This is a genomic window from Streptomyces sp. PL-29 (assembly GCF_058344425.1).
Genome location: NZ_CP136996.1, coordinates 3,334,604 through 3,358,634 on the forward strand (window position 1 = coordinate 3,334,604; position 24,031 = coordinate 3,358,634).

At 69.9% G+C, this 24,031-nt stretch carries 22 protein-coding genes and 1 pseudogene; 15 read left to right on the plus strand and 8 right to left on the minus strand.

Annotated features, from left to right (window positions below; all coding sequences use genetic code 11):
• Positions 1-229 precede the first annotated feature (229 nt).
• The 3 genes and pseudogenes from R4Z63_RS15285 (at position 230) to R4Z63_RS15295 (ending at position 2,897) form a co-directional block, all read left to right on the plus strand.
• Positions 230-1,018 (plus strand): glycerophosphodiester phosphodiesterase, encoded by a 789-nt coding sequence (locus R4Z63_RS15285; RefSeq protein WP_172671318.1) that lies wholly within the window; start codon positions 230-232, stop codon positions 1,016-1,018.
• An 85-nt stretch (positions 1,019-1,103) separates the two neighbouring features.
• Positions 1,104-1,705, plus strand: a pseudogene (locus R4Z63_RS15290) (ATP-binding protein).
• Positions 1,706-1,922: 217 nt separating this feature from the next.
• Positions 1,923-2,897 (plus strand): DUF5926 family protein, encoded by a 975-nt coding sequence (locus tag R4Z63_RS15295; protein ID WP_384445801.1) that lies wholly within the window; start codon positions 1,923-1,925, stop codon positions 2,895-2,897.
• A gap of 182 nt (positions 2,898-3,079) precedes the next feature.
• On the opposite strand, the gene R4Z63_RS15300 is transcribed toward R4Z63_RS15295, so the two are convergent.
• Positions 3,080-3,652: a hypothetical protein gene (locus tag R4Z63_RS15300; protein WP_384445803.1), complete on the minus strand. Its 573-nt coding sequence runs from the start codon at positions 3,650-3,652 to the stop codon at positions 3,080-3,082.
• Between the two features lie 109 nt (positions 3,653-3,761).
• Positions 3,762-4,520 carry a bifunctional DNA primase/polymerase gene (locus R4Z63_RS15305; protein WP_384445805.1) on the minus strand — a complete coding sequence of 253 codons (759 nt, stop codon included), beginning with the start codon at positions 4,518-4,520 and terminating at the stop codon, positions 3,762-3,764.
• Positions 4,521-4,915: 395 nt separating this feature from the next.
• Between R4Z63_RS15305 and R4Z63_RS15310 the strand changes: the two genes are divergently transcribed.
• Positions 4,916-6,469 (plus strand): PP2C family protein-serine/threonine phosphatase, encoded by a 1,554-nt coding sequence (locus R4Z63_RS15310; protein ID WP_384445857.1) that lies wholly within the window; start codon positions 4,916-4,918, stop codon positions 6,467-6,469.
• A gap of 118 nt (positions 6,470-6,587) precedes the next feature.
• Positions 6,588-8,054: an aminopeptidase P family protein gene (locus R4Z63_RS15315; protein WP_384445807.1), complete on the plus strand. Its 1,467-nt coding sequence runs from the start codon at positions 6,588-6,590 to the stop codon at positions 8,052-8,054.
• A gap of 126 nt (positions 8,055-8,180) precedes the next feature.
• Here R4Z63_RS15315 and R4Z63_RS15320 read toward each other — a convergent pair whose 3' ends face one another.
• Entirely contained in the window at positions 8,181-8,630 is a 450-nt protein-coding gene (locus R4Z63_RS15320; RefSeq protein ID WP_384445809.1) for an ATP-binding protein, read from the minus strand.
• Positions 8,631-8,768: 138 nt separating this feature from the next.
• Between R4Z63_RS15320 and R4Z63_RS15325 the strand changes: the two genes are divergently transcribed.
• The 9 genes from R4Z63_RS15325 (at position 8,769) to R4Z63_RS15365 (ending at position 18,461) form a co-directional block, all read left to right on the plus strand.
• The gene (locus R4Z63_RS15325) at positions 8,769-9,578 is read left to right on the plus strand and encodes a hypothetical protein (protein WP_384445811.1); all 810 of its coding nucleotides are present in this window, start codon (positions 8,769-8,771) and stop codon (positions 9,576-9,578) included.
• A 110-nt stretch (positions 9,579-9,688) separates the two neighbouring features.
• The gene (locus tag R4Z63_RS15330; RefSeq protein WP_384445812.1) at positions 9,689-10,411 is read left to right on the plus strand and encodes a YcnI family copper-binding membrane protein; all 723 of its coding nucleotides are present in this window, start codon (positions 9,689-9,691) and stop codon (positions 10,409-10,411) included.
• A gap of 73 nt (positions 10,412-10,484) precedes the next feature.
• Positions 10,485-11,141 (plus strand): SCO family protein, encoded by a 657-nt coding sequence (locus R4Z63_RS15335; protein ID WP_037920252.1) that lies wholly within the window; start codon positions 10,485-10,487, stop codon positions 11,139-11,141.
• Positions 11,138-11,617, plus strand: a complete 480-nt coding sequence (locus R4Z63_RS15340) for a copper chaperone PCu(A)C (protein WP_037920254.1) — start codon at positions 11,138-11,140, stop codon at positions 11,615-11,617. Before R4Z63_RS15335 ends, R4Z63_RS15340 begins: the two co-directional genes overlap by 4 nt.
• Before the next feature lie 21 nt (positions 11,618-11,638).
• A complete protein-coding gene (locus tag R4Z63_RS15345; RefSeq protein ID WP_037920256.1) occupies positions 11,639-13,591 on the plus strand; it encodes a copper resistance CopC/CopD family protein in 1,953 nt (650 codons plus the stop codon).
• The gene (gene efeB / locus R4Z63_RS15350; protein WP_384445859.1) at positions 13,588-14,874 is read left to right on the plus strand and encodes an iron uptake transporter deferrochelatase/peroxidase subunit; all 1,287 of its coding nucleotides are present in this window, start codon (positions 13,588-13,590) and stop codon (positions 14,872-14,874) included. The genes R4Z63_RS15345 and efeB overlap by 4 nt, the downstream gene beginning before the upstream one ends.
• A gap of 42 nt (positions 14,875-14,916) precedes the next feature.
• On the plus strand, positions 14,917-15,852 hold the full coding sequence (gene pheA / locus R4Z63_RS15355; RefSeq protein WP_037920260.1) for a prephenate dehydratase: 936 nt from the start codon (positions 14,917-14,919) through the stop codon (positions 15,850-15,852).
• A gap of 522 nt (positions 15,853-16,374) precedes the next feature.
• A complete protein-coding gene (gene serS / locus R4Z63_RS15360; RefSeq protein ID WP_384445815.1) occupies positions 16,375-17,652 on the plus strand; it encodes a serine--tRNA ligase in 1,278 nt (425 codons plus the stop codon).
• A complete protein-coding gene (locus tag R4Z63_RS15365) occupies positions 17,649-18,461 on the plus strand; it encodes an HAD family hydrolase (RefSeq protein WP_384445817.1) in 813 nt (270 codons plus the stop codon). The genes serS and R4Z63_RS15365 overlap by 4 nt, the downstream gene beginning before the upstream one ends.
• A 233-nt stretch (positions 18,462-18,694) precedes the next feature.
• Here R4Z63_RS15365 and R4Z63_RS15370 read toward each other — a convergent pair whose 3' ends face one another.
• From R4Z63_RS15370 to R4Z63_RS15390, 5 genes are all read right to left on the minus strand, one after another.
• Positions 18,695-19,345: a rhomboid-like protein gene (locus tag R4Z63_RS15370; protein WP_384445819.1), complete on the minus strand. Its 651-nt coding sequence runs from the start codon at positions 19,343-19,345 to the stop codon at positions 18,695-18,697.
• 83 nt (positions 19,346-19,428) lie between these two features.
• The gene (locus tag R4Z63_RS15375) at positions 19,429-20,148 is read right to left on the minus strand and encodes an ABC transporter permease (protein WP_037920269.1); all 720 of its coding nucleotides are present in this window, start codon (positions 20,146-20,148) and stop codon (positions 19,429-19,431) included.
• A gap of 15 nt (positions 20,149-20,163) precedes the next feature.
• On the minus strand, positions 20,164-21,075 hold the full coding sequence (locus R4Z63_RS15380; protein WP_037920272.1) for an ABC transporter ATP-binding protein: 912 nt from the start codon (positions 21,073-21,075) through the stop codon (positions 20,164-20,166).
• Positions 21,072-21,959, minus strand: a complete 888-nt coding sequence (locus tag R4Z63_RS15385; RefSeq protein ID WP_037920274.1) for an ABC-2 transporter permease — start codon at positions 21,957-21,959, stop codon at positions 21,072-21,074. Before R4Z63_RS15385 ends, R4Z63_RS15380 begins: the two co-directional genes overlap by 4 nt.
• A complete protein-coding gene (locus R4Z63_RS15390) occupies positions 21,949-22,938 on the minus strand; it encodes an ABC transporter ATP-binding protein (protein WP_078556253.1) in 990 nt (329 codons plus the stop codon). The genes R4Z63_RS15385 and R4Z63_RS15390 overlap by 11 nt, the downstream gene beginning before the upstream one ends.
• Before the next feature lie 215 nt (positions 22,939-23,153).
• Between R4Z63_RS15390 and R4Z63_RS15395 the strand changes: the two genes are divergently transcribed.
• On the plus strand, positions 23,154-24,026 hold the full coding sequence (locus R4Z63_RS15395) for a M24 family metallopeptidase (RefSeq protein ID WP_384445822.1): 873 nt from the start codon (positions 23,154-23,156) through the stop codon (positions 24,024-24,026).
• Positions 24,027-24,031 lie beyond the last annotated feature (5 nt).

Genomic DNA, 24,031 nt, shown 5'->3' on the forward strand with positions numbered 1-24,031 from the left:
TCTCCTCGTCACGCACAACTGCAGAAATCCGGCGATATCGATCCGGCTGAACGTTCGACATGCCGTACAAGTTCCAGGACAAAGCCTTTCCCATGCCCCGTCAGAGCACTGTAAGCCGGACCTGTGCATCTCCCCCCATTCTTTATGTCCGACATTTCGGATGCACTCGCAGGGCTCGACCCGACCACCAGAGGGCTGACGGTGGCACCATGACCCGGTGACCCACGCAATGCCGCGCACCATCCAGGTCGTCGCCCACCGCGGCGCTTCGGAGGACGCCCCCGAGCACACCCTGGCCGCCTACCGCAAGGCCATCGAGGACGGCGCCGACGCCCTCGAATGCGATGTCAGGCTCACCGCCGACGGCCATCTGGTCCTGGTCCACGACCGCAGGGTGAACCGCACCTCGAACGGCCGCGGCGCCGTCTCCGCCCTGGAGCTGGCCGATCTCGCCGCCCTCGACTTCGGCTCCTGGAAAGACCGTGAGGAATCCCCCGACTGGGACGCCGACCCCGAGCGCACCTCGGTCCTCACCCTGGAGCGCCTTCTGGAGCTGGTCGCGGACACCGGACGGCCCGTACAGCTCGCGATCGAGACCAAGCACCCGACGCGCTGGGCCGGACAAGTGGAAGAGCGCCTGCTCTCCCTCCTCAGGCGCTTCGGTCTGGACGCCGCGCCGCCCGAGGGCCCGCACCCGGTCCGGGTCATGAGCTTCTCCGCGCGCTCCCTGCACCGGGTGCAGGCCGCCGCGCCGACGATCCCGACGGTGTACCTCATGCAGTTCATCTCACCCCGGATGCGCGACGGACGGCTGCCGGCTGGAGTGGCGATCGCCGGCCCCGGGATCCGGATCGTCCGCAATCACCCCGGCTTCATCCGCAGGCTTCAGGACGCGGGCCATTCCGTTCACGTGTGGACGGTGAACGATCCAGAAGACGTTCAGCTCTGCGCGGATCTGGGTGTGGAAGCGATCATTACGAACAGACCGCGTCAAGTTCTGTCCCAACTGGGTCGCTGACGTCCCGATTTGCACACCCCCCACCCTCACCCCATCCATCACAGGGCGTACACCGGCGCATCCGTACCGTATTCGGCCGACACGAATGCGTCAGAGCGGTCTGGTTCGGCGGTTTCCGGTCCAGGCCAAGAGGGCATCCAGACCATGCGTGGGGCTAAGGAGGTTCCGGGGGTGGCGTTGGTGGTGGCACAAGAAGTGCCCACGTCGTCGTGCATGGACGTACGCCATGGTCCTGCGGGCGTGGGTGAGGCCAGACACCGGATGCGCGCACAACTGCGCATCAGCGGGGTGGCCGATTCGGTCGTGGACGATGCCGTACTGATCCTTTCCGAACTGCTCAGCAACGCCTGCCGACATGGCAGGCCGCTGGGCGCTCGGGAAGTCGGGGAGGGGGAGATACGCGCCGCGTGGCGCGTCGACGGAGCGGGGCGGCTGATGGTCGAGGTCACGGACGGGGGTGGGCCCACCCGGCCTGTTCCTTCGACGCCCTCGGTCACCGCGCGCGGCGGCCGGGGGCTGAACATCATCAGCGCCCTCGCCCAGGACTGGGGTGTCCGGGACGGAGCGGCGGGTGAGGTCACCGTCTGGGTAATCGTTGCCTGCGGGCCCCGGCACGAGGATTTCGCTACGCGCGTTGCGCCCCCGGCGATCGACTTCAGCACGGCATTCGACGATCTCGACGTCTGACCCCGCGGGCCCGGAAGTCGGGATCTTCCCCGGACCGGGACCCGTGACCGCACCACAGCTCGACATCAGCACAGCAGCACCGGCCATCCGAACAGGCGGCCGTCCGGGAGCGCACGCCGACCGTGCTCCCGGCCGCACCCCACCGGTTCCGGCGGTACGAACGGCTAGGCTCGCGCCCAGACCGACGCCGTACCGCCGCAACCGGGAGACACGCACGATGGCCAAGAAGCGCCCCGCAACCAAGTCTGCAAAGCCGCAGCTCAGCAACGGCGAGATCCCCGTTGTCGGGGCGCGCGAGCCCTGCCCCTGCGGATCCGGGCGCCGTTACAAGGCCTGTCACGGCGCCGCCGCCGCGCACGCCGTCACCGAGCACGTCCGGCGGCCGTTCGAGGGTCTGCCGGGCGAGTGCGACTGGGTCGCGCTGCGCGAACTCGTGCCCGCGGCCACCATCCCGTTGTCGCTGAAGGGCGGTCTGCCCGACGGCGTCCCCTCCGTCACGCTGGTGACCGTGCTGCCCATGGCCTGGCCGGCGCTGCGCCGCGAGGACGGGTCGGTCCTGCTCGGCCTGCAGAACGAGACGTCCACCGGAGACCTGAGCCGCGACCTGGCCGACACCCTGGAGCGCGCACTCGTCGCGGAGCCGGGAACTCCGGTCACTGCCCGCCGCGTACCCGCCGAGGGCCCCCGACTTCAGGATCTCCTGGACACCGACGGCGGTTTCGAGCCGGTTGTGCACAGCGGCTTCGAATTCTGGATTCCGGAATCCGAGGGCGGCGAGAACGCGTCGCCGGAGATCGCCGCCTCACTGGAGCGCGCCAACGCGGCCGCCATCCCCACCGTCAAGCTGACCGGCGTCGACGCCGCCTACTGGTGCGAGACCCCGGACAAGAACCACCTGCGCTGGGTCATGCCGCACCCCGAGGAAAAGCTCCTCGACGCCCTCGCGCGGCTGCATGCGGCCGGCACGTCCTCGCTCGGCGAGGGCACCAAGCTCGTCGGTTCCTTCCGCGCCCACGGCCTGATGGTCCCGGTCTGGGATCTGCCGACCGGGGTGACGGCCGACGACGTCGAGAAGCCGGCGGCGGAGTTCGCGGAGCGGCTGGCCAAGGCACTGGCCGCGGACGCTCCGCTGACCGCCGAGGAGCGCCGGGCGCGCGGCGGTCTCACCAACCGCCAGGTGACCCTGAGCTGACGCAGCCCGGACGCGCGGAGTCGGTGACCGGGGTCACAACTCCCGTTAATCGTCTGCAAATCGGTGTCTGAATATCAGAGATCGAATTTGCGAACAGGCGATCTCTTGTTACCGTTCTTGTAGCCCGGTCGCTGGTGCATCCCCCGTCGCCAGCGACCGGGCCCTTCTATTCAGGGCGGTGTTCAACCGTCAGCCGGTGCCGGTGAGTTGCTCCCGGACCGCAAGAGCAGCTTCCCTTCATCATCCGGAACTGCAAACTCCGCAACGGCGGAGTAACTCTCCAACCCCCCGGCGGAGTCTTCCTTCGGCGTCTCGCACAGACCGGGCTCGTCACCAGCACCGACCGAGCAGCGGATCTGCACCGTGCGCCCGGCCGGCCCCATCACCGTCAGCACGGCGTCCAGCGCCTGACCACTCGCGTTCCTGTAGTAACTCCTGCCCCACGTCTGGCTTTCGCTCGCCATGACGCACGTCTGCGCCTCCACTCCGTAGGGCGAGGACACCTCGGGGCCGCATCGGGCATCCGTACGGGGCTGCTCCGCCGGGCCCGAGCGCCCGGTCCCGGCCGGTTCCGCCGGGCGCCCGACCGGCACGGACGAGGTACGGGCGGGCTCCGAAAGGCCCAGGCTCGTGAACAGGCCGCCGCTCTTTCCGTCGTCCTGACCGGCAAAATCAGGCCCGGCGATCGCACCGGCGAGCGGGAGCGACAGGATGATCAGCACACCGGCGCCGATACCGATCAGGCGGAGATTCATTCGCCGAAGATAGCGACGCGGGAAAGGGGCGCGGAGATCCCCGCGCCCAATTCCCTTGGAAACTCGCCCCACTGGCACCCGTACGAGTGATCTTCGGGGACCCCACAGGTCAGTACGCGAGCCGGCTTCCGCCACCGGGCGCGCTGCTGCTCGCCTCAACCAACGCGTCCACGACCACCTCGACATCGGGCAGCCAGAGCTTCACCCCCGCGGTCTGCGGCGGCCGCAGGCCAGGGGACTTCGGACCGGGCGGGCACTGCGGCAGCGCACGCGGTTCGCGCTCCCATCGGACGCGGCCGCCACTGGACGCGGCGGACGGCGGCAGCAGCAGGTAGCCGCCCTCACCGTGGAACCGGAGAGAGGCGGGCACGTGGTCTTTGGCGTACAGGAGTTCCCCGAGCCGCTCCAGCGAGTACGGCGCCACGAGCAGCGCCCACCGGGTCGGCGTGGCGACGACCGGCCCGAGCCTCAGGCCCTGCGCCTCCAGGCGTACGACGGCCCGCGCGGCTGCACCGGCGGGAAGGCTCACGGCGCACGGGGCGGTCCCGCCGGTCGCCAGCAGGACGGGTGCGGTGGGCCGGTTGGTCCACCACCAGGACACCATGCGGGGATCGGTGGAGGCTGCGAGCAGACCCGGGTCGAAGGGGTGGGCGCCGGGGACGACGCAGTCGGGGTCGGGACAGGCGCAGCGGGTTCCGTCCGTACCGGACCGGCCGACGCCGGGCAGGACGGGCCACTGCCATGTGGTGGCGCAGGTGAGCGCCGCTTCGGGGAGAGCGGAGGCACTGCCGCTCTCCCCCCGGTCGGGGCGCAGGGATTGCAGGCGATCGCGGAGCCGCTGGAGACGCCTTCCGAGGATCTCGCGCATGAGCGCTCGTTCCTTTCCGTTGAACGTCGAGGGCCACATCACACCATGTGATCGGTGTCTCACCACACGTACAGGTTTCGCGTCACTGTTCGCCAGGGGCAGGATCACACGGTTCGTACAGTTCTTACGGGTCCATCAAACGTCCGGCGGGGGTGGAGCGCGACCCGCGCCGACTGCCGAGACCGGCTGCCGCCGCTGAGGACGACAGACCGCGACCGAGTGGTTCCCGGTACGTCAACTGCCCTCGGCCACCACCGAGTACGTACCCGACCCCCCTGCGGAGCTCGTCCAGTCGACCTCAAAAACCGATCGCGTCCAGCTTTTTCCGGCCAAGTTCTAGCCTTGGCCCGACAGTGAGTTGCCGTCTCATGGACACCAGGATTCCCACCTGGGCAATGCTGGACATGCCTCCGTGTGTGCGTGTAGATGTGGATTCCTTGATGGCGGCGCAGCACGGTCTGGGGGTTTGCAATGCTATTTGGCGAATCGCACCAGGTGGAAAGGCGGACGCCATGAGCGCCCCGCATCTGCCGAAAGTGGCTGGAATCGATCCAGCAGTTACCACGTCACCGCACACTGCGGCACCCCCGCCCGCCCGGACCACTCCCGCGGCGGCCCCTCCGACCGCACCGGGCAGCCTCATCCAGGACCGGCTGGCAGGCATGGTCTCGGACCTCACCACCCTGCACGAGCTCACCGAGCGCCTGGCCCGCGCCGACGACCTCGACACCTCCCTCAGCGAGTTCCTGCGCGCCGGCGCCGCACTCGTCGGCGCCCGTCGCGGCCTGATCGTCCTGGAGCCCTCCGACGGGCTGGGCCCCACCGCCACCATCGGACTCGGCCTCGGACACGCCGAACTGGGCCACATCGAGACCGTGCCCCGCAGCGCGACCCGCTACGGGCGGATCCTCGACGGACTGCCCGACGCCCAGGGCGGCTCCGAAGTGCTTCCCGAACCGGACGCGCCCCCCGGGGCCGGCGGATTCGCCGCCCCCGTGGATCCCCGTCACCGCGAGGTCGCCGCCCGGCTCGGCTACGCCGCCAGCTACGCACTCCCCCTGACCGCCGAGGCCACCGGCCGACTCGGCGCCGCCGTGTGGCTCTACGACGAACAGGCCGAACCCAGCGACCGCCAGCGCGATCTGGCCGGGCTGTACGTGCGGCACGCCGCCGAGCACCTGGCCCGCATGCTGGAGGTGGAACGATCCCGCACCCGGCTGGCCACCGTCGCGGAGGAACTGCTGCCCAGCCGGCTCCCCCGGATCCCCGGGATCCAGCTCGCGGCCCGCCACCACACGGGACCGCTCGGCGGGGGCGACTGGTACGACGCGCTGCCGCTGCCGGAGGGCGCCCTGGGACTGGCCGTGGGCTCCGTCACCGGATCCGGCCCGAGCGCCGTCGCCGCCATGGGACGGCTGCGCGCGTCCCTGCGCGCCTACGCCGTCATGGAGGGCGAGGATCCGGTCGCCGTCCTGTCCGACCTGGAACTGCTGCTCCGGCTGACCGAACCCGCCCGCTCGGCCACCGCGCTCTTCGCCTACTGCGAGCCCGCCGGGGGGCAGCAGAGCGACGACCGGGACAGCAAGATCATCTTGGCGGGGGCCGGACACACCCCGCCGCTCGTCGTCGGCGAGCACCGCACGGAGTACGTGGAGACCTCGCTCTCCGCCCCCCTGGGCATGTTGTCCTGCTGGGAGGCGCCGAGCATGGAGATCGAACCCGCACCCGGAGAAACGGTGCTTCTCTACACCGACGGGCTGCTCCACCACACCGGCGACCCGATGGACCGGGCCTATGCCCGTCTGCACGCGGCAGCCGCAGGGGCGCCCCGAGCCGCCCGGGAGGACCCGGAGACCCTGTGCGACCACATCCTGCGGACCGTGCTGCCCGACGGGCGGCCGGCCGACGCCCCCGAGGACATCGTGCTGCTCGCAGCCCGCTTCGAGTGATCCGCCGCGCGGCCCGGACCGTGACAACCCGCACGATCCGGACCACGCCTTCCCCGTACACGCATACGATGGGTGAGGTCCACACCCAGGTCCGTACCGTCGTAGCTGAGGAGAAGACGTGGCTGACGAGCTCACCCCGGAGACCCCGGAAGAAGAGCAGCCCAAGAAGACGCACAAGCAGCGCAAAAACGCTCTGTACCCGGGCGTCAGCGACGAACTCGCCGAGAACATGCGCACCGGCTGGGCCGACACCGAGCTGCGCGGTCTGGAGCCGATCGCGCAGGCCGCGCACACCGCGGCCCGGCGTGCCGCGCTGTCCGAGCGCTTCCCCGGTGAGCGCCTGGTCGTCCCCTCAGGCCGTCTGAAGACCCGCTCGAACGACACCGAGTACCCCTTCCGCGCTTCGACGGAGTACGCGTACCTGACCGGCGACCAGACCGAGAACGGCGTCCTGGTCATGGAGCCGGCCGGGGCGAGCGGTCACACCGCGACCATCTACCTGCTGCCGCGCTCCGACCGGGCCAACGGCGAGTTCTGGCTGTCCGGCCAGGGCGAGCTGTGGGTCGGCCGCCGCCACTCCCTCGCCGAGGCCGAGCAGCTCCTCGGCATCCCGGCCCAGGACGTACGCGAGCTCGCCGCCGCCCTCACCGAGGCCGAGGGCCCGGTCCGCGCCGTGCGCGGCCACGATGCGGTGATCGAGTCCGCCCTCACCGACAAGGTGACCAAGGAACGCGACGAGGAGCTGCGCGTCTACCTCTCCGAGGCCCGCGCCGTGAAGGACGCGTTCGAGATCGGCGAGCTACAGAAGGCCGTCGACTCCACCGTCCGCGGCTTCGAGGACGTCGTGAAGGTTCTCGACAAGGCCGAGGCCACGTCCGAGCGCTACATCGAGGGCACCTTCTTCCTGCGCGCCCGCGTCGAGGGCAACGACGTCGGCTACGGCTCGATCTGCGCCGCCGGCGCACACGCCTGCACCCTGCACTGGGTACGCAACGACGGGGACGTCCGCTCCGGTGACCTGCTGCTGCTGGACGCCGGTGTGGAGACCCACTCCCTCTACACCGCGGACGTCACGCGCACGCTGCCGATCAGCGGCACGTACACCGACATCCAGCGCAAGATCTACGACGCGGTCTACGCGTCCCAGGAAGCCGGCATCGCCGCGGTGAAGCCGGGCGCGAAGTTCCGCGACTTCCACGACGCCTCCCAGCACGTACTGGCCGAGAAGCTCGTCGAATGGGGGCTGCTGGAAGGCCCGGTCGAGCGTGTCCTGGAGCTCGGTCTGCAGCGCCGCTGGACCCTGCACGGAACCGGCCACATGCTCGGCATGGACGTCCACGACTGCGCGGCCGCGCGCACCGAGGCGTACGTGGACGGAACGTTGGAGCCGGGCATGTGCCTCACCGTGGAGCCGGGGCTCTACTTCCAGGCCGACGACCTGACCGTGCCCGAGGAGTACCGCGGCATCGGCGTCCGCATCGAGGACGACATCCTGGTCACCGAGGACGGCAACCGGAACCTGTCGGCCGGGCTGCCCCGCACCTCGACCGACGTCGAGGCCTGGATGGCGCGCCTGAAGGGCTGACGCCGAGCGGACCGAGGCCGCAACGGCCGAGGCCCGAAGGACCGGTGTCCGCGCCGCAGTACGTGTCGGTGGGCGGGATCTCGTACGAGGTCCCGCCCGCCGTCGTATCTACCGCCCACCGTCGTACTACGACACCTTCAGCAGCGCGTCGTCACGCCACTTCAGCATCTTGTCGAAGCTCACCACGGCGCCCCGGCCCGGCCGGTTGCGGAAGCGGACGTGATCGGAGAGCTCGGCGATCAGGTGCAGGCCCCGGCCGTGTTCGGCCAGGGCCGGTCTGCGGCAGGCCACCGTGGCGGGCGGGAATCCGGGCCCGGAGTCGGTCACCTCGATGTGGCAGCAGTCCCCGTCCAGATAGGCGGTGACGTGGTACGCCTCGGCCTCGGTCTCGTCCGGGATGTCGCCGCCCCCGCCGTGCTCCACCGCGTTCGCGCAGGCCTCGCTCAGGGCCACCGAGAGATCGAAGGAGATGTCCGCGTCCACCCCCGCGGTCTCCATCGTCCGCAGCAACAGCCGCCTAGCGAGCGACACGCTCGCGGCTTCGCGCCTCAAGTGGAGAGACCACCAGATGCTCATACGGTTACCTATTGCCGCCCGGGAGGGGCCGTAAGCGCCCCGCGGCCGTCCGAGACCTCCGTGCACACGTCCGGCGGATGCGGATCTTCCGGACCTGCCGTAAGGAAGGTGTCAGCGCAGTGCGATGATGTCCCGGCCATGTCTGACCCCCACGCGACGCACGCCGGAGCCGGCCTCCGGCTCATCCGGGCCGCGGTGTTCACCGCGGTCTGTGTCGTGCTGTCCGCGGCCGGGCACGCCCTCGCGTCCTGCGCCACCGTGCCGTGGTGGGCCCTCTGCATCGGCTTCCTCGCGGTCTTCGCCGTCGCCGCCCCGCTCGCGGGGCGCCGCCGGGCGCTGCCCGGCCTGGCCGCCGGGCTCGCCGCCGGGCAGCTCTCCTTGCACGCGCTGTTCGGCCTCGGCCAGCACAGCACCGCAGCGGTGGGGACACCCGGCGGCGCCGCTGACGGCTCCCTCGCGGAACTCGCCGCCCGGCTGGTGTGCGGGGGCAATTCCGTACCCCTGAGCCCGTCCGACGCCCGCCGGATCCTGGAATCCGCCGGCCTGGACCCGTCCGCCCTGGCCGAGCAGGCCACGGGACAGGGCCACAGCGTGCACGTGGCCCACGCCGTCACCACGGCACCCGAGACCGGCCTGCTCAGCCCGGCCATGCTGCTCGGGCACCTGCTGGCCGCACTCGTCGCCGGCTGGCTGCTCGGCCGGGGCGACGCCGCGCTCTTCCGGCTCGTCGAGCTGTCCCGGCTCACCGCCGACACGGCTCCGATGCGCTCGCTGCGCGCCGCGCTGACGTTCGTACGCGCCCTCGGCGCCGGACTCGGCGCGCCCGCCCGCACCCCGCGGACCGGCCGCCGGACCGGAAACGAGCCCGCGGCGTGCACGGGCCGGGTAGCACTCCAGCACACGGTGATCCGCCGCGGGCCGCCCGCGGCGTTCGCCCTCGCAGCCTGAAGCGGCATCCGCCTCCCCTGGGCACACAAGGGGAGCACCGGTGCCGCGTACTCCGCGCGCGCCCGTGCGCGGAGCCACCGCCGCCACTGCTTCCGTGGAGTGTTTCTGTCATGAAGACCTCTCGCGTCTCCGTCGCCGCCGCCCTCGCCGCCGGCTCCGTCCTCGTCCTCTCCGGCACCGCCTTCGCGCACGTGGGCGTGCAGCCGATCGGCGACGCCGCCAAGGGCGGGTACGCGACGCTCAACTTCAAGGTCCCCAACGAACGCGACAACGCCTCGACCACGCAGCTCGAGGTCAACTTCCCGGTCGACCAGCCCCTCACGTCCGTGATGCCGCAGGACGTCCCCGGCTGGACCGTGAACGTCGAGAGGACGAAGCTCGACAAGCCCCTGACGGTGCACGGCAAGCAGGTCAACGAGGTCGTCACCAAGGTGACCTGGTCAGGCGGCAAGATCGGTCCGGGCATGTTCCAGCAGTTCCCCGTCTCGGTCGGCAAGCTCCCGGAGAACGCCGACCAGATGGTCTTCAAGGCGATCCAGACCTACGACAACGACGAGGTCGTGCGCTGGATCGAGGAGGCCAAGGAAGGCGCCGCGGAACCGCAGACCCCGGCCCCCGTACTGAAGCTGACGGCCGCCAAGGGCGATGACCACCACGCCGGTGCCAAGGCCGACGAGGCGAAGAACGCCGACAAGGAAGCGGGCCACGGCCACGACGAGGCCTCCGCCGGCCACGGATCCGACACCACCGCCCGCGCCCTCGGCATCGCCGGCATCGTCGTCGGACTCGGCGGTGTCGCCTTCGGTATCGCCTCGCGCCGCCGCTCCGCCTGACGGGTGGCGCCCGCGGGCGCCACCGCTCCGTCCATCCACATCCCCACATCCCCGATCCCAGGGACATTTCTCCATGCGCACCACACGTGTGACGGTCGCCGCGCTCCTCGCTGCTGCCGTACTCACCCTCACCGCCTGCGGCGGTGAACCCGCCAGGGACAACGGCGGGATCACCCAGATCTCCGGCGGCCAGGACGCAAAGAAGGCAGCCACCGTCCTGGACCGCCCCTTCACCAAGCCGGACCTCGTCCTGACGGACACCACCGGCAAGCCGTGGAACCTCCGCGAGCAGACCCAGGGCAAGCCGACGCTCATCTACTTCGGCTACACCAGCTGCCCCGACGTGTGCCCGCTGACGATGAGCAACATCGCTGTCGCCAAGAAGAACCTCGCGAAGGAGGACCAGGACAACCTCCGGGTCGTCTTCGTCACCACTGACCCCGAACGGGACACCCCTGAATCCCTCGGTGCGTGGCTCAAGGCGCAGGATCCGTCCTTTATCGGGCTCACCGGGGACTTCGCGACCATCCAGGCGGCCGCACGGACCCTCGGCATCGGCATCGATCCGGCCAAGAAGGAGGCCGACGGCAGCGTCGTCTCCATGCACGGCGCGCAGGTCATCGCGTTCTCGCCCAAGACCGACGAGGGCTACGTCCTCTACGGCGAGGGCACGACCGTCGAGGACTACGCCAAGGACCTGCCGAAGCTCGCCAAGGGGGAGAACCCGTGAACACCCGCACCGTCCGTACCCTCGCCGCCGCCCTCTCCCTGACGGCGATGCTCGCCATATCCGGCTGCTCCGGAGAATCCGAACCGAAGATGGTCGTCAAGGGCGCCTTCATGCCGCAGCCCGTGAACGACAAGATGGCCGGTGCCTTCATGGTCATCGACAACCCGAGCGAGAACCCCGACAAGCTCATCAGCGCCACTTCCCCCCTCTCCGACGATCTCCAGATCCACGAGACCAAGGACCAGAAGATGCAGCAGGTCCAGTCCATGGACGTGCCGGCGGACGGCGAGCTGAGGCTGGAGCGCGGCGGCAACCACATCATGTTCATGGGGCTCAAGAGCACTCCCAAGGTCGGCGACAAGGTCGCCGTCGAGCTCCGCTTCGAGAAGGCCGGCTCCGTCAAGGTCGAGCTGGATGTGAAGGAACGCACGTACAACGCGCAGGCTCCGACCTCCACGGCCGACCACGGCCACTGACGGACCGAGGACTGACACGCCATGACGGTCACCGCCCCCTCCGCGGCCCGCGCCCGTGCCACGGCACTCCTGCCACGGCTCGCGCTGGTCCTCGCAGCCTTGCTGGCGACCCTGTTCACCGCGGCCGCACCGGCCACGGCGCACGCCGCACTCACCGCGAGCGACCCCACGGACGGGGCGGTGGTCGCCACGGCCCCCGCCCAGGTCACGCTCTCCTTCTCGGAGCAGGTCGCCATGGGCGACGACTCGATTCGTGTCCTCGACCCCCAGGGCCGACGGGTAGACACCGGTGAACTGCGCGACATGTGCAGCGGGAACAGCATCCGCTACGGCACCGCCCTGCACTCCGGTCTACCCGACGGCACCTACACCGTCGCCTGGCAGGCCGTCTCGGCGGACAGCCACCCGGTCTCCGGCGCGTTCACCTTCTCCATTGGCGCGCCCTCGGCCACGGAGGTCTCCCTCCCCGCCACGGCAGCAGGCGGCGGGCCCGTCGGAATCGCCTACGGCATCGCCCGCTATGCCGCCTACGCCGGCTTCACCGCCCTGGTGGGCGGCGCCGCCTTCATCCTGCTGTGTTGGCGCAGGGGCGCCGCCGAACGGCCGCTCCAGAAGCTCGTCGTGCGGGCCTGGGTCACCCTGACCGCAGCCACCCTGACGATGCTGGTGCTCCGGACCCCTTACACGGGCTCCGGCCGGTTCACCGACGCCTTCGACCTGGACGGGCTCAGGGCGGTCCTGGAGACCAAGACAGGCGCCTCGCTGGTCTCCCGGCTGCTGCTGCTGGGCGCGGCAGCCCTGTTCGTCGCGGTCCTCTTCGGCGTGTTCGCGCGCCGTCTGCAGGACACCGGGACCGAGGAGGAGACCAGGGACACCAACGACCTGACCTTCGGCCTGACCATCGGCGGGGCCGTGGTCTCCGGTGGCATTGCAGCCACCTGGGCCCTCTCCGAGCACGCGTCCACCGGCATCCAGCCCGGCCTCGCCATGCCCGTCGACATCCTCCACCTGATGGCCGTGGCCACCTGGCTGGGCGGCCTCTCCGCCCTGCTCGTAGCCCTGTACAAGGTGCCCGGGATCGAGCGCTCGGCGGTCCGGCGATTCTCCCGGCTCGCCTTCGTCAGCGTGGTGGTCCTGGCCGTTACCGGCATCTACCAGGCCTGGCGGCAGACCGGCAGCTGGTCCGCCCTGACCGGCACCGAGTACGGGCGACTGCTGCTCCTCAAGGTCGCCCTGGTCGTCGTTCTCCTCGCCGTCTCCTACCTGTCACGGAAGTGGACCGCCCGGCTGGCCGAGGCTCCTGCCGCGTTCGAGGAGGCCGACGCGAAGGTGGGCGCGCGGGTAGCCGAACCCGATGATGTTTCACGTGAAACAGAGCCCACCACCACCGTCCCGGCGGACCCGGAGCGGGCCGCACAGCTCGCCCGGCAGCGCGCCGCTCTGGAGAGCGCACGCGAGAAGCGGGTACGTGACGCCGACCCGGACCGGGCGGGCCTGCGCCGCTCCGTGCTCGCCGAAGCGGCGATCGCCGTGGTCCTGCTCGTCGTGACCACGATCCTCACGAGCACCGAACCCGGACGCACCGTGGAGCAGGAGGCGTCCCGCAGCAACGCTTCCACCGCGGTCCCCGACCGCGCCGTAAAGATCACCCTGCCGTTCGACACCGGCGGTCCGACGGGCAAGGGCTCCGTCCGGTTGGAGCTCGACCCGGGCCGGGTCGGCGCCAATACGCTCCACCTCTGGGCGGACACCGGCGAGGGGCAGCCCTTCGACCTCCCCGAGATCAAGGTCGCCTTCACCCTCCCGTCCCAGGACATCGGCCCGCTGCCGGTCCTCCCCGAGCAGGCCGCCCCCGGACACTGGACCGCATCCGGTGTCCAACTGCCGCTTGCCGGCGAATGGCGCATCGATGTGACCGTCCGCACGTCCGACATTGACCAGACCACCGTCCAGAAGACCGTGAAGATCGGCTGACCAGCGTGACCGAGAGCAACCCTGACATCGAGATCTCCCGGCGCCGGCTGCTGGGCACCGTCGGCGCGGCAGGCGCGGCCGGCCTGGCCCTCGGCGGCGCCAGCGGCGCCCTCGCACACGCCTCGCTCGCCGAGTCCGGCAGTGGCTCGGCGACCGGAGCGGCTGGGACCTTGTCCTCCTTGGGAGCCACCCGGGTGGCGTTCCACGGGGACCACCAGGCCGGCATCACCACGCCCCTACAGGCCAAGGGACACGTGGTCGCCTTCGACCTGGCCCCCGGAGCGGGCCGCGCCGAGGCCGCGGCGCTGCTGCGTCGCTGGTCCGACACCGCACGGCGGCTCATGGCCGGCGAGACCGCACCGACCGCCGACAGCGGTATCGCCCTCGACGCCGGGCCGTCCTCCCTCACGGTCACCTTCGGCTTCGGACACTCCTTCTTCGACCGCACGGGCCTCGGCTCCCGCCGCCCCGCCGCCCTCGACCCGCTGCCCGACTTCTCCTCCGACCGGCTCGACGCGCAGCGCAGCAACGGCGACCTGTGGGTCCAGATCGGCGCGAACGACGGACTCGTCGCCTTCCACGCCCTGCGCGCACTCCAGAAAGACGCCGGGGAAGCCGCCCGCGTCCGGTGGCAGATGAACGGCTTCAACCGGTCCCCCGGCGCGACCGACACCCCGATGACCGCCCGCAACCTCATGGGGCAGGTCGACGGCACCGGCAACCCGAAGCCCTCCGAGCCCGACTTCGACAAACGGATCTTCGTTCCCGCCGTGGGCCCCGGGCCCGCGGAGCACGCCTGGATGGGCGGAGGCTCGTACGCCGTCGTGCGGCGCATCCGCATGCTCCTCGACGACTGGGACAAACAGTCCCTCGACCAGCAGGAGCAGGTCATCGGCCGCACCAAGGCCACTGGCGCACCGCTGACGGGTGGCGGCGAGACCACCGAGATGGAGCTCGACAAGATCGGCCCCGACGGCAGGCCCGTCATCCCGTCGAACGCGCACGCCCGTATCTCGGCCCCCGAGCAGAACGGCGGGGCCGCCATGCTGCGGCGCCCCTTCTCGTTTCACGACGGAATCGGCCCCGACGGAGCTCCGGACGCCGGGCTCCTGTTCATTTGCTGGCAGGCCGACCCGCTGCGCGGCTTCGTGCCCGTACAGCGCAAGCTCGACCGCGGCGACGCGCTGTCGGCGTTCATCCGACACGAGTCCAGCGGCCTGTACGCGGTTCCGCCCGGCCCGCGCAGCGGCGAGTACGTGGGGCAGCGACTGCTCGAAGGATGAACAGCGCCGCGGTGGCCGGGACCCCGGCATTAGGCTGATCGCATGTCAGCCACCCGCTTCACGTATCTCGGTCCCGAGGGCACCTTCACCGAGGCCGCCCTGCGCACCCTGCCGGAAGCCGCGACCCGGGAGCTCGTCCCGATGGTGTCGGTCCCGGCCGCCCTGGACGCCGTGCGCAACGGCGAGGCGGCCGCCGCCCTCGTACCGATCGAGAACTCGGTGGAGGGAGGAGTCACGGCCACCCTCGACGAACTGGCCTCGGGCGAGCCGTTGATGATCTACCGCGAGGTGCTGCTGCCCATCGCGTTCGCCCTGCTGGTACGGCCGGGGACCGCCCTGTCGGACGTGAAGACGGTCACCGGGCACCCGGTCGCCCAGCCCCAGGTGCGGAACTGGCTGCGGGCGAACCTGCCCGACGCGGTATGGGAGTCGGCGGCCTCGAACGCCGATGGCGCCCGGCTGGTCCAGGAGGGACGCTTCGACGCCGCCTTCGCCGGCGAGTTCGCCGCCGCCACCTACGGCCTCGTGCCACTGGTCACCGAGATCCACGACGCGGAGAACGCCGAGACCCGGTTCGTGCTGGTGGGACGTCCCGCGCGGCCGGCCGCACCGACGGGTGCCGACAAGACGTCCGTCGTCCTGTGGCTCGGCGACGACCACCCTGGTGCGCTGCTGGAGCTCCTTCAGGAGTTCGCGGTCCGCGGGGTGAACCTGATGCTCATCCAGTCCCGTCCGACCGGACAGGGCATCGGCAACTACTGCTTCGCCGTCGACGCGGAGGGCCATATCTCGGACCGGCGGGTCAGCGAGGCGCTTATGGGCCTCAAGCGGACCTGTCCTCAGGTCCGCTTCCTCGGCTCCTACCCCCGCGCCGGTGTCGCTCAGAGTGACGTGCGGTCCCCGCGGGCCGGAACCTCCGATGGCGATTTCACGGCTGCGTCCGACTGGCTGGCACGCTGCCTCGACGGTCGGGCCTAGCGCCCCCTCTATCCACAGAGTTATCCACAGGTCGCGGCCGAGACTGGGGATAAGTCGACAGAGCGGTACGGCAAGGTCGACAAATCGGTCAGGCAGCCCAGGTTTCGCGCCGGGAAGCGACAGGTGAACGGTGTCACCCCCGTATCGCCGATGAACACTTTGGAGCGAGCCATTCCCACCCGAATGAGTGTGTGAGGGCGGTTTGGGCCCTGATTCCCCTCAGCCATCCACCGGTCAGGAATGATCCATTCCTGTGTCCACAGCGACGGCGCACAGCCTGTGGATAAACTTCGGACGGTCACCATTCCTGTGGACAAGAGCCACCTCCGGCCCTGCTCAGGGACGACTCAGGATCCGGCACGCTGCCCCTTTTCGGGGAATGCGGCCGCTTTTATTGACAGCCCGAGAAGGGCCACTTCCGGTCAGCGATCAAGACTTATCCATTCGTTGCAATCAGGACATAGCGACACGCAGCGTGATATCGGTGTGATCCAAGGAAGCCCAGCCCGGTAGCCTGGAGGGGTGATTGACCTCCGGCTGCTCCGTGAAGACCCCGACCGTGTCCGCGCCTCGCAGCGCGCTCGTGGAGAGGACGTCGACCTCGTCGACGCCCTGCTCTCCGCGGACGAGCGCCGCAGGTCCTCCGGCATGCGCTTCGACGAACTGCGCAACGAGCAGAAGTCGCTCGGCAAGCTCATCCCGAAGGCCTCCCCGGAGGAGCGGGCGGAGCTGCTGAAGAAGGCCGAACAGCTCAAGCAGGACGTCAAGGCCGCCGAGGCCGAGCAGAACGAGGCCGACGAAGCCGCGAAGCGCCTTCTCCTCCAGCTCGGCAACATCGTCCACGAGGACGTACCCGTCGGCGGCGAAGAGGACTTCACCGTCCTGGAGACGCACGGCACCATCCGCGACTTCGCCGCCGAGGGCTTCGAGCCCAAGGACCACCTGGAACTCGGCGAACTGCTGGGCGCCATCGACGTCGAGCGCGGTGCGAAGGTCTCGGGCTCGCGCTTCTACTACCTGACCGGTGTGGGCGCCCTGCTGGAGCTGGCGCTGGTCAACGCCGCGATCGCCCAGGCCACCGAGGCCGGTTTCATCCCGATGCTGACCCCGGCGCTGGTCCGCCCGCGCGCCATGGAGGGCACTGGTTTCCTCGGCCAGGCCGCGGAGAACGTCTACCACCTGGAGAAGGACGACTACTACCTGGTCGGCACTTCCGAGGTCCCGCTGGCCGCCTACCACATGGACGAGATCATCGAGGGCGACCAGCTGCCGCTGCGGTACGCCGGCTTCTCCCCCTGCTTCCGCCGTGAGGCCGGTACCTACGGCAAGGACACCCGAGGCATCTTCCGCGTCCACCAGTTCGACAAGGTCGAGATGTTCTCGTACGTCGCGCCGGAGGAGGCCGAGGCCGAGCACCAGCGGCTCCTGGAGTGGGAGAAGCAGTGGCTGACGAGCCTGGAGCTGCCGTTCCAGGTGATCGACGTCGCCACCGGCGACCTGGGCGCCTCCGCCTCGCGCAAGTTCGACTGCGAGGCATGGATCCCGACCCAGGGCAAGTACCGCGAGCTGACCTCCGCATCGAACTGTGACAGCTTCCAGGCCCGCCGCCTGTCGATCCGCTACCGCGACGGCAAGAAGACCCAGCCGCTGTCCACGCTGAACGGCACCTTGTGCGCGGTTCCGCGCACGATCGTGGCGATCCTGGAGAACCACCAGCTGGCCGACGGATCCGTTCGGGTTCCTGAGGCGCTCCGCCCGTACCTCGGCGGCCGCGAGGTCCTGGAGCCGATCAACAAGTGAGCCCGGCCCCGTTCCCCTACAAGCTCGTCGCGACCGACCTCGACGGCACGCTGCTGCGTGGCGACGACACCGTCTCGGAACGCACCCGTGAAGCCCTCGCCGCGGCCACCGCGGCGGGCGCGGCACACATCATCGTGACCGGCCGTTCGGTGCCCTGGACCCGTCACGTACTGGACGACCTCGGCTACGAGGGGATCGCCGTCTGCGGACAGGGCGCCCAGGTCTACGACGCGGGTTCGCACCGGCTCATGACCTCGGTGACGCTGGACCGGCAGCTGGCCGGGCTGGCGCTGTCGAAGCTGGAGGCTGAGGTCGGCCCGCTGGCCCTGGCAGCCAGCCGCGATGGGGTGGACGGCAAGGTCCTGTTCGGGCCCGGCTACCAGGTGCAAGAGGGGCTCCCGGCCCTCTACCTGGAGGACACCGCAGCCATGTGGACAGCTCCGCTCAACAAGCTCTACATCCAGCACCCGGAGCTGGACGACGACCAGCTCGTCAAGGTGGCCCGGGAGGCCGTGGGAAGCCTCGTCGACGTTGTCATGGCGGGGCCCGGCATCGCCGAGATACTGCCGCTGGGCCTGACGAAGGCCACCGGCCTGTCCCTGGCCGCGCGCCGGCTCGGGGTGAAGGCGACGGAGACGATCGCCTTCGGCGACATGCCGAACGACATCCCGATGTTCGGCTGGGCCGCCCACGGGGTGGCCATGGCCAACGCCCACCCGGAACTCAAGGCGGTGGCCGACGCGGTGACGACCTCCAACGAGGAGGACGGGATCGCCGTGGTGCTGGAGCGTCTGCTGGGCGCCGGATAACGCGCAGGACCTACGAAAGGTCCGGGGTGGCCCGCGCCGGAAGGCGCGCTCGAAGTGGCCGCCCCGGACCTTTCTTGTTGCTCCCCGCACTCCTTACTCTGCCCCGGCCCGAAGCCCCGTACCAGCGAATTTCCGCGCATCAGCCGTGAATCCGACGGCGCCGCCCATAGGCGACGGCCAGTGGGTGGACCCGGGGCAATGCCCCGCGAAAACGGAGGCCGACCCGCCACGTTTCACGTGAAACGTGGCGGTGTTTCATCTGGAACGACGTGGCGGGTGAGCGGCCAGGACAGCAGTCCGATGGCGAGCGCTATGGCATGGCCCAGGTCGGTGAAGGTGCCTCCGGTGACGAGCGGGATCCCGAAGAAGGCGAGCACTCCGACCAGGTAAAGCCATCTCCATGGGCCGGGGAGCCGGTAGGTGAGGACACCTATTGAAGCCGCGAGGCCATAACTGACGCCGATGTCGACGACGTGAGCCATGCTGCGCGGGGCCCGGTGGTCCTGGATGGCCGTCAACAGGACCCTCTGGCTGATCAGCGTGGCGACGACATGGGCGGTGGCCACGATGACGAGCCAGCGCAAGGTGCCGAGCCAGCGTTCGACGGGTGCATGGAAGACCTCGAAGAGCGCGGCGTAGAGAGCCAGGGAAGCTGGGTTCTCGATCCAGAACGCGCTACTGAGGAGGGCACGCACGGGGTACTGGACGAGTTGGTGGATGTTGCTGCTGTTTCGGTGCAGCAGGACGCGTTCCGTCTGGTCCGGCACGATCGCGACGATGACGCTGGTCACGGCGATGATCAGCAGCCAGATGTGCGTTCCGGGCGAGGAACGTATCCAGGACCGCAGGGGCCTGGACGGCTCCGGGTCAGTGCGCTCGATCATGCACCGATGATGGCCCTCGAAACGGTGCCCCGCCTGGCCGGTGGGCCGGGCGGGGCACAGTCGGGCGAGTACTGCGGCAGGGCCTACTCCTCGCCGGCCAGTGTGAGGCGGCGCAGCTTCTGGCCTGCGTAGACGGTGGCTCCGACGGTGACCGCGACGAGCAGGACCGAGGCGGTGGGCAGGCCCACGGTGGCGTCGACATATCCCTCACCGGCGACCTTCTCGGCGAGCGCCAGGGCCCACTGCTGGACGCTGAGGGTTTTGGCACCCTCGACCAGGCTGCCGAAGAGCGACTCCCAGATCAGGGCGTAGACCAGGCCGAAGACGACGGCGTGCCGGCTGACGGTGCCCAGCAGCAGGAACAGAGCGCTGTAGGCGATCGAGGCGACGAGTGCGGCGATCGTGTAGGCCACGGCGATCTGCTGGCCATTGCCGTTGAGGATGAAGCCGGCGATCAGGGTGGGGATCGCGGAGAAGGCCATGGTGACGGCGATCGCCACGATCAGCTTGGTCATGATGATCGTCGGGCGCTTCACCGGCTTGGCCAGCAGGTAGACGATGGAACCGTCGTCGATCTCGGGACCGATGGCGCCGGTACCGGCGATCACCCCGATCAGCGGGACCATGGTGGCGAGCGCGAAACCCCCGAGCAGGTCAGCTGCGACCTTGTCGTCCAGCCCCGTGAAGGCGCGGACGGCGATGGAGATGACGATCAGCAGGGCGGGAAGGGCGAAGAGGATCAGCGCGCGGCGCCGACCGAGCAGGGCCCGGTAGGTGAGCCGGGCAACGGTGGGGTCGTACATGGGTGCCAGCTCCTTTCAGGCCGTGACGAGGTAGGAGAAGACCGACTCGAGGGACTCGTCCGAGGGCGAGACCGTCAGCAGCCGAATGCCGTGCTGTCGGGCCACCTGGGGCAGCAGCTCGGTGAACCGGCCGAAGTCGACGGCCTGGATGCGCAGCGCGCCCTCCTTCAGGTCGACCTCGATGCCGGCCGTGGAGGGATCGGCGATCAGGGCCGCGGCGAGGGACCGGTCGTCGGAGGAGCGGACGAGGTAGCGGTGCGGGCGGTCCGTCATCAGGCGGCGGATCTTGCGGAAGTCGCCGGAGGCGGCGTGCCGTCCGGCCACGACCACCTCGATGTGCGAAGCGAGCTGCTCGACCTCCTCCAGGATGTGGGAGGAGAACAGAACGGTGCGTCCTTCGTCGCCCATGCGCCGCAGCAGGTCCATCAGCTGCATCCGCTGACGAGGGTCCATGCCGTTGAACGGCTCGTCCAGGAGCAGCACGGACGGGTCGTGGACGAGAGCGGACGCCATCTTCACGCGCTGGCGCATGCCCTTGGAGTAGGTGGAGATCTTGCGGTCCTGCGCGTACTCCATCTCGACGGTGGCGAGCGCGCGCTGCGCCGCCGCGTCGTCGAGGCCGTGGAGCTCGGCGTTGGCCACGACGAACTCACGGCCGGTGAGGAAGTCGTACATCGCCTCGCGCTCGGGGACGACGCCCACCTGCCGGTAGATCTGTTCGTTGCGCCAGATCGGGGCGCCGTCGAGGGTGACGGTGCCCGTGGAGGGGGCGAGGAAGCCGCCCATCATGTTGATGAGCGTGGACTTGCCCGCGCCGTTGGGGCCCAGCAGTCCCGTGACGCCGGGGCCGACGCGCATGGTCACGTCGTTGACGGCGACGACGTTCCCGAACCAGCGGGAGGTGTGGTCGATGTCGATGGTGGTCACAGCCCGGCCTTCCGGTAGCGGGCCATCAGGGCGGCGTAGGAGCCGGCGATCAGGCCGAGGGCGACGAGCAGGTAGACGAAGCCGATGCCGGCCGAGGGGCCCTCACCGCCGGGGAAGGCGGAGCTGGCGCCGAGGAACGCGGTCTGCACGCCGTCGACCAGGGTGATCGGTGAGAACAGGCCCAGCCAGTCGATGGCTGCCGTGTTCCCGGTGCTGTAGGCGATGCCCTGCACCGCGGTGACCGCACCGTAGGGAATCAGGAGCACCGCGATGATCGCTGCGACACCGAAACCGCGGCGTGGGGTGAGCGCGGCCATCACCAGGCCGATCCCGGAGAAGAGCAGCGACAGCAGCAGAACCGACACGAGTCCTTGCCCGAATCCCTTGGTCTGGTCGGTGAAATCGAACTTCGCCAGCAGCGCGCCGATCCACATGATCAGCAGTGGCGTCGCGGTGAGGATGAACATGGCCGAGGCCATGGCCGCGTACTTGGCCACGACGTAGTCGACGCGCTCGATGGGCCGCGAGAAGTAGAGCGGGACCGTCTTGAAGCGCAGGTCGCGCGAGACGGACTGCGGCGCCTGGGAGGCAAGGTAGAGGCCGATGACCACCTGCGTGGTCAGGGCGTACGTCGTGTACTTGATCGGCAGGTCGGTGGAGCCGGGCACCGCGATGGCCACCGCGACGATGATCAGCGCGGGGACGCACATCACCGCGAAGAGCAGCATCGGGAGAACCTTGGACTTGGCCGACCGGCCGAGGCCGTAGGCGCCGCGCAGGGACTGCGAGAACAGCGACGTGCGGGCGTAGGCGCGGCCGAGCCGGGGTCCGTCGTAGGACCGGTAGCCGATGTTGTGGATCTGCGTCGACGTCTCAGGCGCCATCGGAACCGGCTCCCTTCTGCTGAGCGGTGTACACGGGCTGGTCGTTGTCGCGGAAGACCTCCGCGATGTGGTGGCGGCGCTGTTCCATGCGGACCAGGCCGACGCCCAGCTCGGCGACGGTGTCGCGGATGGTGTCGTAGGTCTGCTCGCCGGTGGCCTCGACGAGGAGGATGTGGCCGGCCCCGGGCAGACCCTGCTCCGCGCCGGCGTGCAGGGTCAGGCCCGCCTCGGTCAGCGCCTTGCGCAGGGCGGTGGTGCCGTCCGGGTGGAGGTCGGAGTCGGTGACCTCGACCGCGAGGGTCGTGGTGGTCTGGGTGAAGTCGCTGGTGGAGCTGGAGCGCAGCAGTGTGCCCCCGTCGACGACCACGACGTGGTCGCAGGTCCTCTCCAGCTCGCCGAGGAGGTGGGAGGTGACCAGGACGGAGATGCCGAAGTCGGTGTAGACCCGGCGGATCAGGCCGAGCATCTCGTCGCGGCCGACCGGGTCCAGGCCGTTGGTCGGCTCGTCGAGGAGGACCAGCTGGGGGTCGTGGACGAGAGCCTGGGCGAGCTTGACGCGCTGCTTCATGCCGGTGGAGTAGCCGCCGATGGGGCGGTACCGCTCCTCGTACAGTCCGACGTGGCGCAGGGTGTCGGCGGTGCGCTCGCGAGCCGCGGTCGGCGGCAGGCCGGACATGCGCGCCATGTGGACGACGAACTCGGTGGCCGAGACGTCGGGTGGCAGGCAGTCGTGCTCGGGCATGTACCCGACGCGTTCACGGATGGCGCTGCCATGCGTATTGACGTCGAGGCCGAGCACGGTGGCGCTGCCCTCGGTGGCGGGGGACAGTCCCAGCAGGATCTTGATCAGCGTGGACTTGCCGGCTCCGTTGGCGCCCACGAGCCCGGTCACGCCGGGGCCGATGTCCAGGGAGAGCCGGTCGAGGGCGGTCACTCGGGGGTACCGCTTGCTCAGGCTTTCAGTCGCGATGACAGTCACGGATCCGACGTTAGTGGCGGGGCTGTCGTAAGGCGTCAGACCTGGAGCTGGATCCCGTCTCCGCCTTCAGGCGTACACGCCCGTACGGGAGGTTGATATGGACCGGACAACTTTGTCCACAGGTCCGTGCACGCCCCTTGACGCGATCTCCGAGCATTGTCACATTCATCAGTGTCAACTTACGGGCATACGGCTACACGGATGGACGGGCTGACATGGCTGGGGACACCAGGCAACGCACCGCGCGGCACTCCGGACGGCTCTCCGCCGACCTGAGCGGGTTCAGGGAGGTGCAGTGCCTCGCCTACGCGTGCGCCGAGGCCGTCGCGGCCCAGCTGCGGCCCGGAGTGACCGAGCGCGAGGCCGCGCGCATGCAGCGCGAGTGGCTGCGCGACCGCGGGGTACGGGACTGGTTCCACCTGCCGTTCGCCTGGTTCGGGGACCGTACCGCCTTCGCCGGCTTCCGGATCCCGCTGCAGTTCTTCCCGACGAACCGGCGGCTGGAGCCGGGCATGCCGTTCATCCTCGACATGGCGCCGGTCCACAAGGGCTTCTCGGCGGACATCGGATACTCGGGCAGCCTCGGCCTCAATCCCGTGCAGGACCGGCTCATGTCCGATCTGCGGGCGCACCGGGCGCTCATCCTGGAGCAGGTGCGCGAGCGCCGCTCCCTGCGGGAGATCTACGAGGACGTCGAGCGGCTGATGAACCGGCAGGGGTACGCCAACCGCCACCGCGCCTACCCCTTCGGCGTGATCGCCCACAAGATCGACCGGGTCGAGCAGCGGCGCTGGTCGCCGACCCTGTTCGGGTTCGGCGCCCAGTCCCTCAAGGGACTGGCCGGTGACGCGCTGCACGGACACCGTGAGGGCTGGTCCCCGCTATGGAGCCCCTACCGCTTCTCCGACCATCCGCCGCAGCCCGGCCTGTGGGCGGTGGAACCGCACCTGGGCTTCCGGGGCACCGGCGCGAAGTTCGAGGAGATCCTCGTGGTCACCGACTCGCGGGACCCGCAGGAGAGCGCGTTCTGGCTCGACGACGATCTGCCGCACGTGCGGCGCTGGGCCGAGGAGGAGAAGGCAGCATGAGCGGC